Consider the following 13,326-nt stretch of genomic DNA (forward strand, 5'->3'; position numbering starts at 1 on the left):
ATTTGAAGCAGTTTTAATCTGCAAAATTTGTTTTTATTTATCGTCTCCCAGTATTTTATAAGTAATAGATTGTAAAATAGACAAAATAACACTAAAAATTAAAGCTGTCCAGAACGAATCGACTGCAAACCCGCCCACAATATTTGTACAAAGCAAAATTATTATGGCATTTATAACCAGCAAAAACAAGCCCAGCGTGATAAACGTTACCGGCAAAGTCAAAATAACCAAAATAGGTTTTATAAAAATATTCAGTAATCCTAAAACCACCGCAACAATTACAGCCGTACCAAAACTGGCTACGTGAACACCTTTTAAAAAATTAGCTATTAACAACACCAAAGCTGCAGTAACAAGAAGTCTGAGTAATAATTTCATAGTTTTTCTGGTTTAAAATTTTAATAAAAGTAATGAATTTTATATTTACCAACTATTGCATTCTTGTTTTTTGCCACAGATTAAAGGATTATAAAGATTTTTAATCTGTGACAATCCTTTAATCTGTGGCTATAAAAATTATTCTTTCAAAAACTCCGTTGTCAGCTCAAAAAACATTTTAGGATTTTCGGCATGAAGCCAATGTCCTGTGTTTGGAATTGTTTCTAATTTTAAATTCGGGAAATGCTCCTTTATAGAATCAATATCAGAATCTAAAACATATCCAGATTCTCCTCCTCTTATAAATAATGTTGGTTTTTCAAAAACTAAATCAGCTGCTAAAGCTTTCCCGATAGCATCGAGATTATTATTAAAAACTTGCAGATTAAATCTGAAAGCTAATTGCCCCGGCTCTTTCCAATATAAATTTTTCAGCAAAAACTGACGCGTTCCAAAATCAGGAACATATTGCGCGACTATTGCTTCAACATCAGCCCTGCTTGGCTTTACAGAAAAATCGACCGCATTCAATCCTGCCAAAATATCTTGATGATGCTGTTTGTAAAATCTCGGACCAATATCGGCCACAATTAGTTTATCAACTATTTCGGGATGAGTTGTCGCAAAAAGCATCGCCACTTTTCCGCCCATCGAATGTCCAAGAATATCAATTCGGTTTAAATTATTTGCCTGACAGTATTCAAAAACATCCTGAACCATAGCTTCATAACTCCATTCGTCTGAATGAAAACTGCGCCCGTGATTTCTTAAATCTAAAATATGAACCTGAAATCCAGCTTCGACATATTGTCCGGCAAGTGTTTTCCAGTTATCAGACATTCCCAAAAAACCATGCATAATAACAAATGGTTTTCCTTCGCCTTCTATTTTTGAGTAAAGCATATTTTGTTTTTTCTAAAGAATTATTTCAATTTATTCAAATACATATTAACCACATTATCTAAACCAAGATAAAGAGCTTCAGAAATTAAAGCATGACCAATTGAAACTTCAAGGAGGCCTGGAATGTTTTGTTTAAAAAACTGAATATTATCCAAACTTAAATCATGTCCGGCATTAATTCCTAAACCTAATTCATTTGCCAATTCTGCCGCTTTTGTGTAAGGCTCAATTCCATTTTTATTTCCTAAATCATATTGATGTGCAAAAGCTTCAGTATATAATTCAATTCTGTCGGTTCCTGTTTTTTTGGCACCTTCAATAATTTCCAAAACGGGATCAACAAAAATCGAAGTTCTGATTCCGTTTCTTTGGAATTCCTGAATAACCTCAGTCAAATAATCTTGATTTTTAATTGTATCCCAGCCGGCAGAAGATGTTATTGCGCCAATAGCATCTGGAACCAAGGTTACCTGATCTGGCTTGCATTCTAAAACCAAATCAATAAAATTATGCTGCGGATTTCCTTCGATATTATATTCTGTAGTAACAATTGCTTTTAAATCACGCGCATCTTGATAACGAATGTGACGCTCGTCTGGACGCGGGTGAATGGTGATTCCCTGAGCGCCAAAATTTTGAATATCTGCTGCTACTTTTAGTAAATTAGGGACATTTCCGCCTCTAGCATTTCTTAGGGTTGCAATTTTATTGATATTTACACTTAACTTTGTCATATAAATAGATAATTAATTCTAGTAACACTATATTTGTTACGACAAAAATACAAAGTAAAACGTAGCAGTTTTTGGTATTTTTTGATTATTTTGCAAGGAAATATCTTCAATTGATTTATGACAGAAATTACAAACTATATCACCAATGATTTCAGGGCGATTGACAGTCAGGAAACAATAGCATCTGTTCAGGACTTTTTTGCCGACGTGGATTTTTCTCATTTTCCGGTTTTAGAAGAAGGTGTCTTTATTGGAAGCATTGCCGCTGATGATATTGAAACTTTTGACACTGATAAAAAAACAATTGACTACAAATATACTTTAGAACGTTTTTTTGCCCGAAAATCAATGATATGGCTTGACGTATTAGAGGTTTTTGCTAAAAATCATACCAACACAATTCCTGTATTGGATGAAAACAATGCCTATATCGGATATTACGAAATGGAAGACATCATGAGATTCTTTCAGGAAACACCGTTTTTAAAAGAGCAAGGTGGCATCATCATCGTTCAAAAAGGACTTTTGGATTATTCAATGGGCCAGGTAACCCAAATTGTAGAAAGCAATAATGGAAAAATTCTTGGTTGTTTTATATCTGAAGCTGATTTAGAAAATGTTCAGATTACAATCAAAATTGGCGTTGGTCCAATGAATGAAATCATCCAAACTTTTAGACGATACAATTACGAAATTATTTCTGAACATCAGGAAGACGCATACATCAATAGTTTAAAAGAACGCTCTGATTACTTAGACAAATACCTTAATATATAAATTATAAATGTGCCAATGAGAAAATTAGTTAATTAGACAATTTTCACATTTGCAAATTATCTAATTGACACATTGACAAATTATCTAATTTAAAAATAATGAAAATAGCCATTTACGGACAATATTATCAAAACAGCACCGAGCCTATTATAAAAGACATTTTCTTGTTTTTTGCTTCAAACAATGTTGAAATAGTTATTGAAGAAAATTTTCTGGAGATGCTTTATGAAAAACAGCTGGTAAAAAAAGACTATAAAACATTCTCATTAAGTACAATTTTAGATAATAGTTTTGAAATGCTTATTAGTATTGGCGGGGATGGTACCGTTTTAAGATCTGCCGCTTTTGTTCGTAATTCAGGCGTACCCTTATTAGGGATAAATGCAGGAAGATTAGGTTTTCTAGCCAAAGTTCAAAAAGAAAACATCGACAGTTTATTGCAGTTTGTTATTGATCAAAACTACACAACTTCTGAACGTACTTTATTAGGATTAACTTCTGAACCTAAAAACGAAGCTTTCGAAGAACTTAATTTCGCCATGAACGAAGTTACTGTCAGCCGTAAAGACACCACTTCGATGATTACCGTAGAAACGTATCTTAACAACGAATATTTAAATTCATATTGGGCCGATGGTTTGATTATTTCTACACCAACTGGCTCAACAGGTTATTCGTTAAGCTGCGGCGGACCAATATTAACACCTGATGTCAAAAGCTTGGTAATAACTCCTATTGCACCACATAATTTAACTGCCAGACCGCTTGTAATTCCTGACGATACAGAAATCACACTACGTGTAACAGGAAGAGAAGATCAATATTTAGTTTCTCTAGACTCAAGAATTTCATCTGTAAAAAACGAATCGATTCTAAAAATCAAGAAAACAGATTACAAAATCAAAATGGTAGAGATTCCGGGAGAGACTTTCTTAAAAACTTTGAGAAATAAATTGCTGTGGGGAGAAGACAAAAGAAATTAAGTCTTTTTCTGACGGTTGACTATACGATAATACCACTTTTTCTCGTTCTGCATGTATCGAATCCGCATTAAATGTCTCAAAATCATAATGTAAATTGAAAAAAAAGCACATTTAATCAAAGCAACGTTGATTCGTATCGATAATTATTATATTTGCACGCAATTTTGAATTAAATGAAGAAAATTTTTAATTTATTGTTATGTTTTTTCCCCTTTATTACACTTAATGCTCAGATCAATGAGATAGGTGTTTTTCTTGGCGGAAGCAACTTCGTTGGAGACGTAGGAAGCACTACTTATATCAATCCAGATAAGCTGGCTTTTGGCGTATTATATAAATGGAATAAAAGTCCGCGTCATGCGTATCGTTTTTCTTATACACAATCAACAGTTTCAGGAAATGATACTGATTCTAATGAATCAGGAAGAAACAAAAGAGGCTACAGTTTCGAAAACAAAATCAAGGAGTTTTCAGCAGGTTTAGAATTTAATTTTTTCGATTTCAATTTGCACGATTATCATACAAAAGTTACACCTTATATATATACAGGCATAAGTGCTTTTTTTTATGATGATTTATACATTAGCGGAGGAGTCACAAGAAAAGACAAAGATGCAGGTTCTTTTGCCATTCCAATGACATTAGGAATAAAATCAAACATAACACCGCATTTTGTGATAGGTGCAGAAGTTGGTGCGCGCTATACGTTTACAGACAATATTGACGGAAGCAACCCAAGCAACAGCAATTTATCGAATTTGCGTTTTGGAAATTTAAATAATAACGACTGGTATGTCTTCTCTGGAATTACTTTAACGTATACCTTTGGACAAAAACCTTGCTATTGCGCAGAATAATACAATGAATTTACTAGACACTATAGATCGCTCAAACCTACCAAAACATCTGGCCATTATCATGGACGGAAATGGACGTTGGGCAAAACAACAAGGATTTTTACGCGCTTTTGGTCATGAAAACGGAACAAAATCAGTAAAAAAAACAATTACCAATTGTGCTAAATTAGGTATTGAATATTTAACCTTATATGCTTTTTCGACAGAAAACTGGAATCGTCCAAAACTGGAAGTAGAAGCATTAATGAAAATATTAATCAATTCATTAAAAAAAGAACTTGTTACCTTACAAGAAAACAACATCAAACTTAATGCAATTGGCAATCTAGAAAAATTACCAAAATCAGCCCAAAAGGAACTTTTAGACGTTATTGAGAAGACCAAAAACAATACGCGCCTTACGTTGACGCTGGCTTTAAGTTACGGATCGCGAGAAGAATTGGTAAATGCCGTCAGAATCATCAGCGATAAAGTTAAAAATAATATAATTTCATTAGACACTATTGACGATTCAATTATAAATGAGCATCTTTACACGCAAAATTTACCAGACGTAGATTTATTAATACGAACAAGTGGAGAACATAGAATAAGTAACTTTTTGCTATGGCAGATTGCCTATGCAGAATTGTATTTTACGAATGTCTTGTGGCCAGACTTTAAAGATCAAGATTTATATGAGGCTATCATTAGTTATCAAAAAAGAGAACGTAGATTTGGAAAAACCAGTGAACAAATTAAATAATTTTTTAGTGTTACAAAAAAGAGTACAAATAGTCCTTACCCTACTACTTTTGGGTAGTTTTTCACAAATAAAAGCACAAGATCGAGTTCCTTTTGATCAAGGAAAAAAATATATTCTTGCTAAAGTTTCTGTTGTTGGTAAAATAAGCTTCAATGAACAAACAGTTGTTACGTTTTCTGGCCTTCAAAAAGGGCAGGAAATAACAGTTCCTGGTGAAGAAATAAGTAGTGCAATCAAAAAATTAGGCAAACTTGGCCTTTTTGACGAAATCGCTTTTTATATCAACAAAGTTGAAAACGACAGTATTTATCTAGACCTTAATATTGTTGAGCTTCCTAAACTAAATGAAGTTAAAATTGTTGGTGTCAAGAAAAGCAAAATCGAAGGACTTATTAAGGATAATAATTTGACAAAAAACAAAATTGTCAATGAAAACTTAATTACGACTACCAAAAATTACATCGAAAATAAATATAAAAAAGAAGGTTTTTATAACACAAAAGTTACTATTACAAATACACCTGACACTACTGCCGGTAATCAAGTAAATATGCTTGTTCGAATTGACAAGGGCGATAAGGTAAAAATTAGCAGTATTGATTTCATTGGAAACCAACAGCTTACTGATACTCAATTAAGAGCTGCAATGAAAGACACGAAACAAAAAAATCTATTTCGTGTTTTAAAAGCATCAAAATTCATTCCTGAAAAATACAAAACCGACTTAGAAAAAGTAGTTGCTGCTTACAAAGAAAAAGGTTACCGTGATGCCCGTATTATTTATGACTCTGTCGCTTATAATAAGGAGAAAAAAATGCTTGACATCAAAATTAATGTAGAAGAAGGAAACAAATATTACTTTGGAAATATTAAATTTTTAGGTAACACTGTTTACTCTGATCAGCTTTTGCACCGTTATTTAGGTATTAAAAAAGGGGAAACTTACAACGGAGTTTTACTTGAAAAACGTATTGCAGATAAAACAAAACCAGATGCAGAAGATATTACAAACTTATACCAAAACAATGGTTATTTGTTCTCGAATATCAATGCTGTAGAGGTAAAAACAGCAAATGATACTATTGATTTTGAAATTAGAGTAACAGAAGGTCCAATTGCTTATTTCAATAAAATTTATGTTACAGGAAATGACAAAACAAATGACCACGTAATTTATCGTGAGTTAAGAACTAAACCTGGAAACAAATACAGCAAAGAAGAATTAGTAAGAACAATTCGTGAAATTGGTCAATTAGGTTTCTTTGATCCGGAATCTATTAAACCTGAATTTAGAAATGTAGATGCTGGAGCAGGAACGGTTGATATCGAATATCAACTTGTTGAAAAAGGATCTAGCCAGGTTGAACTTCAAGGAGGTTACGGCGGTGGCGGTTTCATTGGAACTTTAGGTCTTTCATTCAATAACTTCTCAGCAAGAAATATATTCAACAAGGAGTCTTACAAACCGCTTCCAATGGGAGATGGTCAAAAAGTGGCACTTCGTTTACAAGGAAGTACCTATTTCCAAACTTATAGTTTGTCATTCTCTGAGCCATGGTTTGGAGGTAAAAAACCAGTACAATTCAGTTCTGCAATTTCTTATAGTAAACAGTTCAACAACAATTACGCAACAAGAACTGTTGATAAAAGTAAAAGTTTTAATATTTTTACAGTACAGTTTGGTTTAGCAAAACGTCTAACTGTGCCGGATGATTTCTTTGTACTATCACAATCTGTAAGTTATCAGCATTATGACTTGAACAATTATTATACAGGATTGTTTACCTTTGGTAATGGAGCATCACGAAATCTTGCTTATACTATAGGACTTACAAGAAACAACAAAGGTTTGAATCCTATATTCCCAACGTATGGTTCGGAGTTTAGTATTTCAGCAAAAGTAACGCCTCCATATTCTTTACTTAACGGAATTAATTATGGAGATTTAGAAAACCAAAAAGAATATAAAACACAATATACCGGAGCACCAACATCTGGAGTTGATGGTCAGCCATTAAACACTGGTGATTTTGTAAAGACAGAAACTGTAAATGGACAATCTGGATATGTAAGTGTTGGATCTGATTATGCAAACGCTGATACGGATGTTGCTAAAGTCGATCAAAAGAAATACAATTGGCTAGAATACTATAAAATTAAATTTAAAGCAGACTGGTATACAAAAGTATATGGTAAATTAGTTTTAAGAACTTTGACAGAATTTGGTTTCCTAGGAGCTTATGATCAAGCAAGAGGCGTAGTGCCGTTTGAGCGTTTTTATTTAGGAGGAGACGGAATGGCACAGTACTCAATGGATGGTAGAGAAACTATTGGTTTAAGAGGATATCCAAATGGATCATTGACACCAACAAATGCTGCTGGTCAGCAAATTGGAGCAACAATTTACAACAAATTCTCTATGGAGTTGCGTTACCCTATCACATTAAAATCATCAGCGTCAATTTATGCGCTGACATTCTTAGAGGCAGGTTCATCATATCCAACATTTAAGGATTATAACCCGTTTGATTTGAGCCGTTCTGCAGGTGTAGGTTTACGTGTATTCATGCCAGCATTCGGATTACTAGGAATTGATTTTGGTTACGGTTTCGACGCACTTCCTAACTCTGTTACCAATAAAGCAAACGGATGGGAAACTCATTTTATCATTGGTCAACAATTTTAGGCAATTATTAGCGTTTGGTTAAAAATCATCAAATAAAGTTATGTTATGATAAAACAGTTTTTATTTATATTTTTAGCCTTGATTGTAGCAAATACAAGTCAGGCACAGACAAGAACGACAAGAATTGGCTATATCGATATGGAGTACATTCTTGAAAACGTTTCTGACTATAAAGAGGCAACAGCTCAATTAGAGTTGAAAGCTCAAAAATGGAAACAAGAAATTGAATCCAAAAAAATAGAAATAAATAAACTGAAAGAAAGTTTAAAAGCTGAAAAAGCACTTCTTACAAAAGAGCTTATTGATGAAAGAGAAACGGAAATAAAATTTCTGGAAACAGAAATGATGGATTATCAGCAAAAACAATTTGGAGCTGACGGAAATTTAATCCATCAAAAGGCTGCATTAGCCAAGCCAATCCAAGATCAAGTTTTTACAGCTGTTCAGGATATTGCAGAAGCTAAAAGTTACGATTTTATTTTTGACAAATCTTCAGATCTGACAATGCTTTTCAGCAACAAAAAATTTGACATCAGCGATCAGGTTATACGCGTTTTAAACAGAACTGACAAAAGAGAGCAATTGACTAAAAAACAATTGAAAGATCAGGAAATTAAAGAGAGTAAAGAAAATGCTATCGATGAAAACCCAGCAATGGCCGATAGACAAAAAGCCCTGGACGAAAAGAAAGCTGCCAGAGAAAAACTGATCGAAGACAGAAGATTAGAACAGGAAGCTAAGAAAAAAGAATACGACGACAGAAGAAAAGCCATACAAGCTGAAAGAGAAGCTAAAAAAAATGGCACGGTTTCTGAACCTGCAAAGTCAACAGAAGCTGTTAAAACAGACGGAACAACAGCAAAACCTGCTACAGCCACTGAAACAGTTCCTGCTACAACAGAGCCACCAGTAGATAAAGCCGCTGAAAGACAAAAACTCTACGAACAGCGTAAAAAAGAATTAGAAGAAAGAAGAAAGAAAATATTAGAAGAAAGAGAAGCGGCTAAAAAAGCAAAAGAAGCCGAAACACAAAAACCTAATACGACCAATAATTAATTAATATTTTAAAAATGATGAAACAAATCAAAACTTTACTAATTGCTGCCGTTCTAATTTTAGGAGCAAGTAACACAATGAATGCACAGGCTAAGGTTGCCCATGTTGATGTTAGCGAGATTATGTCGAAAATGCCTGCTATGCTAGATGCTCAAAATCAACTACAAAAATTAAGTGGTACATACGACGCAGAATACAAAAAAATGGTTGAAGAATACCAAACTAAAATCAGAAAGTACGAAGAAGAGTCTACTAAACAAACTGAAGCAGTTAACACAGAGCGCGCTAAAGAAGTTCAAGACATGCAAAAAAGAATTGTTGATTACAGAGACAATGCACAAAAAGAACTACAACAAAAAGATTCAGACATCATGAAACCTATTATGGAGAAAGTGAAAGCTTCTATCCAAAAAGTTGGAAAAGCTAAAGGTTACCAATACGTTTTAGATGGTTCTTCACTTATCTTAGCTGATGGTCCAAACATCACTGCTGATGTGAAAAAAGATTTAGGATTCTAAGAAACTAATTTCTTATTATTAAAAAACTGCTCAGTACTTTATAAGTCTGGGCATTTTTTTTTACAATAAATTAAAACTAAAAAAGAAAAGATTTTATAGATTTCGATTAAATTGAAACATCAATTTATTTCAAAAAATATTAAATTTGTATTTATGACGAACAACAATCCTATAGGCGTTTTTGATTCTGGAATTGGAGGAACTTCCATCTGGAATGCCATTCATGATCTTCTTCCAAACGAAAAAACCATTTATTTAGCTGATAGCAAAAATGCTCCTTATGGTCAAAAGACAAAAGAACAAATTGTTGCTTTAAGTAAAAAGAATGTTGATTTATTAATCGAAATGGGTTGTAAATTAATTGTTGTAGCCTGCAATACTGCTACAACCAATGCCATTCGTGAACTCCGTGCTGATTATGACATCCCGTTTATAGGTATTGAGCCGGCTATTAAGCCAGCCGCTAATAATTCAAAAACGCAGGTAATTGGCATCTTAGCTACTAAAGGAACTTTAAACAGTGAACTGTTTAACAAAACAGCCGAAATGTTTCAAAATACAACTATAGTAGAACAAGTTGGGCATGGCTTAGTACAGCTGATAGAAGATGGAAATCTAAATTCACCAGAAATGACTAAGCTTTTAGAATCTTACCTACAACCAATGATTGATGCCAATATTGATTATCTTGTTTTGGGTTGCAGTCACTATCCGTACTTAATTCCTCAGATAAAAAAAATTCTGCCGGACCACATCCAGATTATTGATTCTGGTGAAGCGGTGGCCCGTCAGACACAAAATATTCTACGTGAAAAAGTTGGTTTATCTGATCTTAAAGAAAGTGAACCTGAATTTTATGTTAATTCAAATCCAGCTGTCTTGGAGTCAATTTTAGATTATAAATATCCGGTTGTACACAAAGATTTCTAAGACTTTATTCAAACTTTCTTTTGACGAACCAAATTCCGTCTAAAGATAAATTTAAAGACAATTTATGATAATTTTCTTTTATTAAATTATCCGTAATTCGACCTTTTTGACCGTAAGAATATGAAATATTTAGCGTTGTCAAAGTGTTCTCTATTGGCAAAGAAAGACCAAAAGAAATGGCTGCATTATTTACTCGTTTTCCATCTACTTCAAGATATCCATTATCAAAATTGGCCCCCATCGCATATTGAACACGATCCCAATATTTCCGAATATCTTTCTTGGCGTTATAAGTAAAACCTAGCGCAAATCTATCCTGATTTACAAAGTTTCCGTACAACTCAGATTGATTTGTATTATTCCAAAAGCTTTTTTCATAATCTAAAGTCATATTTAAATTATTTTTAAAACGTTTGCTAAACCCTACTCCTATTTCTAAAGGCATATAAAAATCGTCTATATTAGAAGCTACATCAGATTCAATTTGCGTTACAACCTCATCAGCAATCACCTGAACACTTTGCACTTTTGAAGCCTTAATTTGAGCAGGCAATTTAACTACTGGCGCTATCGTAAAAGTAGAATCTATTTTATACTGTGCTCCTAGTATTGCACGCAGACCATTATAATCGCTCTTTTTATTGACTGTCGTAACTGTGCTCTGGATTAGAAAACTTCGCTCATCAATGGTGTTTCCAAATAATAATGATCCAGTGAAACCAAGTGAAAGCTTTTTGCCAAATCGATATCCGTATGAAAAATCAAAATTATTAAGTCCGCCAGATCCAACGGCAGTTAAATAATAGTATTCCTGACTGTTCTCTATTGGCAGTTTTAAATTTGAAATTTTAAAAGCGCTGCTGGAGTAAGGTCGCAATGCCAAACTAAATCCAGAGTTTTTAGTAACTGGAAAAGCAAAAGCCATATGGGAAAACTGAAAATTATTTCGTTTTTCTGTTCTAGAGCTGCTTTGGTACGTTGTCGCAATGGCTTTTCCGCCAATATCAAACATAAAATGATTTAATGGAATAAAACCCAAAGAAGCCGGATTTAAGTTATTAATAAAACTCGCAGATGGCAAAGCCATACCTGACGAACCAATTGAAGGAAGAATTCCAAAATCAGAATCATATACACTCCCAACTCCATAAAGTGAATAAGGAGAACTTGAAATACTTTGGGAAAATGAAGTCAGCGACAATAAAATGAAGCAGGTTAAATAAACTATTTTATTTTTCATTTAATAGGAGATATAATAAATTTTGAGTTGGATTTTGTTATTCAAATGTTTTTGATCCCCTAAAACAATTCTATTTACTGTTTTAGAAATTCCCGGCAATGTCAAAATCAGAGATGACCTTGAATCAGCTTTTTTGAGCATTTCTTTCTGTAAAAAACTTCCAACAGGAATTGTGTATCCAACGTTCTCATTAAATTCGTCACTTTTTTTATTCAAGATTCCGTAAACCGTAGTGCCGGCAGAATTTACAAGAGAAGCACTAATTCGGTTTAAATTATCTCCCACATAAACCCGTAAAGAATCTGCTAATGGATACTTTTCAGAATAGGTATTGTTGACAGGTTTTAAAATCAAATCAGCACTAACAATAGCGCCATTATCTGAAATATATTTAAGCTGTTTAATATTGGGAAAATCAATTCGGCAGGCGACACCTGTACCCGATTGAATAAAACCTTGCTGATTTGTAAATGAACTGGATAATTTACTGCTCGAGATGGGCAAACTCTGAAGTATTGTTCCTGTTTTATCCAAAGAAATAGAATTAAACTGCTTTGTCGCATCTAAAACTGAAAATTCCAATACATAAGGTGTTTCTTCAGTATCAGCCTGATATTTGGAATAATACATCCTGACTTTGCTAGTTGAAACATGAAAACCAATAACACTGGATGAATTTGAGGTTGAAGGCACGAGAACAAGTCCTTTCAAATATTCTGAAAAACTGTCAAAATCTGTAATTTCTCTTTTCTTTAATTTTTGAAAAAGATCCGAACCAAAAGCATCACTCATTTTTATTACAATAGAATCTTTTTCAAGTGGTCTGGGTTTGTATGAAATCGAGCCAATGCTTTCATCATTGTAAGCAAAGGAAGAATTATTATACAAATTATCGTCACCAGTATTAGGTTTTATCCTTTGTGTCAGCCTATGTATATCAAATGTCTGCACTTTTGTGGTATCACCATAATAATAATTATCATACTTTAAAATCATGGAAATGGAATCGAAAACAAAATTAACTGCCTCCGTATCTGAACCTCCTGTAATATTTAAAGTATATGAATCTGCTGCCAATTGTAAATAACTGTTTGACTTAATTTTTCCAAAAATAGGATCGTCATAATTTCCAACTAAAATTCGGCTTTGATTTGAAGTCGCCAAAGAGTCAAAATTTATTGTAGCCATATCAACCGTCAGCGTATCAATCAATATCGCTTTATTGCTTACCGCCAAATAATCTGACCCAACAACAAATTCACCAGCATCAGTATCTGTACCGCACGAAAGCATCGTAACTGCAAAAAAGAACATCAATATAAACTTGTGCATAATATAATTTTTCGGCAAATATAAATTGGTGCAATCTGCACCGCACTATAACATATACAGCCATGCGTTTTTACACTACAAACAGCAAAAACTCATCTATAATAGCTTTATACAATCAAAACTTTGTTTCAGCCTTAAAAAATGCGATTTAGTCTATCAAAAAACGCCATACATATATATTCTTTTT

Annotated in this window: 13 protein-coding genes; 8 read left to right on the forward strand and 5 right to left on the reverse strand. The window is 33.3% G+C overall.

Going from position 1 to position 13,326, the window contains the following annotated elements; genetic code table 11:
- Positions 1–33 precede the first annotated feature (33 nt).
- The 3 genes from EV145_RS16915 to EV145_RS16925 all read right to left on the reverse strand — a co-directional run bounded on the left by EV145_RS16915 (position 34) and on the right by EV145_RS16925 (position 2,015).
- A complete protein-coding gene (locus EV145_RS16915) occupies positions 34–378 on the reverse strand; it encodes a phage holin family protein (protein WP_133526378.1) in 345 nt (114 codons plus the stop codon).
- A gap of 138 nt (positions 379–516) precedes the next feature.
- Positions 517–1,281 (reverse strand): alpha/beta fold hydrolase, encoded by a 765-nt coding sequence (locus EV145_RS16920; protein ID WP_133526379.1) that lies wholly within the window; start codon positions 1,279–1,281, stop codon positions 517–519.
- A gap of 20 nt (positions 1,282–1,301) precedes the next feature.
- Positions 1,302–2,015 (reverse strand): pyridoxine 5'-phosphate synthase, encoded by a 714-nt coding sequence (locus tag EV145_RS16925; protein WP_133526380.1) that lies wholly within the window; start codon positions 2,013–2,015, stop codon positions 1,302–1,304.
- Positions 2,016–2,132: 117 nt separating this feature from the next.
- Between EV145_RS16925 and EV145_RS16930 the strand changes: the two genes are divergently transcribed.
- The 8 genes from EV145_RS16930 (at position 2,133) to murI (ending at position 10,567) form a co-directional block, all read left to right on the forward strand.
- Positions 2,133–2,792, forward strand: coding sequence for a CBS domain-containing protein (locus EV145_RS16930; protein ID WP_133526381.1), 660 nt, complete (start codon positions 2,133–2,135; stop codon positions 2,790–2,792).
- A gap of 98 nt (positions 2,793–2,890) precedes the next feature.
- The gene (locus EV145_RS16935; RefSeq protein WP_133526382.1) at positions 2,891–3,775 is read left to right on the forward strand and encodes an NAD kinase; all 885 of its coding nucleotides are present in this window, start codon (positions 2,891–2,893) and stop codon (positions 3,773–3,775) included.
- A gap of 173 nt (positions 3,776–3,948) precedes the next feature.
- Complete coding sequence (locus EV145_RS16940; protein WP_133526383.1) at positions 3,949–4,632, forward strand: DUF6089 family protein; 684 nt, start codon at positions 3,949–3,951, stop codon at positions 4,630–4,632.
- Between the two features lie 4 nt (positions 4,633–4,636).
- The gene (locus EV145_RS16945; RefSeq protein WP_133526384.1) at positions 4,637–5,377 is read left to right on the forward strand and encodes an isoprenyl transferase; all 741 of its coding nucleotides are present in this window, start codon (positions 4,637–4,639) and stop codon (positions 5,375–5,377) included.
- Positions 5,310–8,063, forward strand: coding sequence for an outer membrane protein assembly factor (locus EV145_RS16950; RefSeq protein WP_166638476.1), 2,754 nt, complete (start codon positions 5,310–5,312; stop codon positions 8,061–8,063). The genes EV145_RS16945 and EV145_RS16950 overlap by 68 nt, the downstream gene beginning before the upstream one ends.
- Before the next feature lie 45 nt (positions 8,064–8,108).
- On the forward strand, positions 8,109–9,119 hold the full coding sequence (locus EV145_RS16955) for an OmpH family outer membrane protein (RefSeq protein ID WP_133526385.1): 1,011 nt from the start codon (positions 8,109–8,111) through the stop codon (positions 9,117–9,119).
- A gap of 14 nt (positions 9,120–9,133) precedes the next feature.
- Positions 9,134–9,637 carry an OmpH family outer membrane protein gene (locus tag EV145_RS16960; protein ID WP_208110910.1) on the forward strand — a complete coding sequence of 168 codons (504 nt, stop codon included), beginning with the start codon at positions 9,134–9,136 and terminating at the stop codon, positions 9,635–9,637.
- 153 nt (positions 9,638–9,790) lie between these two features.
- Positions 9,791–10,567, forward strand: coding sequence for a glutamate racemase (murI, locus tag EV145_RS16965; RefSeq protein ID WP_133526386.1), 777 nt, complete (start codon positions 9,791–9,793; stop codon positions 10,565–10,567).
- Between the two features lie 4 nt (positions 10,568–10,571).
- On the opposite strand, the gene EV145_RS16970 is transcribed toward murI, so the two are convergent.
- A complete protein-coding gene (locus EV145_RS16970) occupies positions 10,572–11,807 on the reverse strand; it encodes an aromatic hydrocarbon degradation protein (protein ID WP_133526387.1) in 1,236 nt (411 codons plus the stop codon).
- On the reverse strand, positions 11,808–13,139 hold the full coding sequence (locus EV145_RS16975) for a DUF4270 family protein (RefSeq protein WP_243739277.1): 1,332 nt from the start codon (positions 13,137–13,139) through the stop codon (positions 11,808–11,810). It lies immediately after the preceding gene.
- Positions 13,140–13,326 lie beyond the last annotated feature (187 nt).

Origin of the sequence: Flavobacterium sp. 245 (assembly GCF_004362055.1) — a bacterium.
In the GTDB taxonomy this organism is placed as follows: domain Bacteria; phylum Bacteroidota; class Bacteroidia; order Flavobacteriales; family Flavobacteriaceae; genus Flavobacterium.

Bases quoted from the DNA above. Each gene is read 5' to 3' on its own strand.
- EV145_RS16915 (WP_133526378.1), bottom strand. From the start codon at position 378: ATGAAATTATTACTCAGACTTCTTGTTACTGCAGCTTTGGTGTTGTTA.
- EV145_RS16920 (WP_133526379.1), bottom strand. From the start codon at position 1,281: ATGCTTTACTCAAAAATAGAAGGCGAAGGAAAACCATTTGTTATTATG.
- EV145_RS16925 (WP_133526380.1), bottom strand. From the start codon at position 2,015: ATGACAAAGTTAAGTGTAAATATCAATAAAATTGCAACCCTAAGAAAT.
- EV145_RS16930 (WP_133526381.1), top strand. From the start codon at position 2,133: ATGACAGAAATTACAAACTATATCACCAATGATTTCAGGGCGATTGAC.
- EV145_RS16935 (WP_133526382.1), top strand. From the start codon at position 2,891: ATGAAAATAGCCATTTACGGACAATATTATCAAAACAGCACCGAGCCT.
- EV145_RS16940 (WP_133526383.1), top strand. From the start codon at position 3,949: ATGAAGAAAATTTTTAATTTATTGTTATGTTTTTTCCCCTTTATTACA.
- EV145_RS16945 (WP_133526384.1), top strand. From the start codon at position 4,637: ATGAATTTACTAGACACTATAGATCGCTCAAACCTACCAAAACATCTG.
- EV145_RS16950 (WP_166638476.1), top strand. From the start codon at position 5,310: ATGAGGCTATCATTAGTTATCAAAAAAGAGAACGTAGATTTGGAAAAA.
- EV145_RS16955 (WP_133526385.1), top strand. From the start codon at position 8,109: ATGATAAAACAGTTTTTATTTATATTTTTAGCCTTGATTGTAGCAAAT.
- EV145_RS16960 (WP_208110910.1), top strand. From the start codon at position 9,134: ATGATGAAACAAATCAAAACTTTACTAATTGCTGCCGTTCTAATTTTA.
- murI (WP_133526386.1), top strand. From the start codon at position 9,791: ATGACGAACAACAATCCTATAGGCGTTTTTGATTCTGGAATTGGAGGA.
- EV145_RS16970 (WP_133526387.1), bottom strand. From the start codon at position 11,807: ATGAAAAATAAAATAGTTTATTTAACCTGCTTCATTTTATTGTCGCTG.
- EV145_RS16975 (WP_243739277.1), bottom strand. From the start codon at position 13,139: ATGCACAAGTTTATATTGATGTTCTTTTTTGCAGTTACGATGCTTTCG.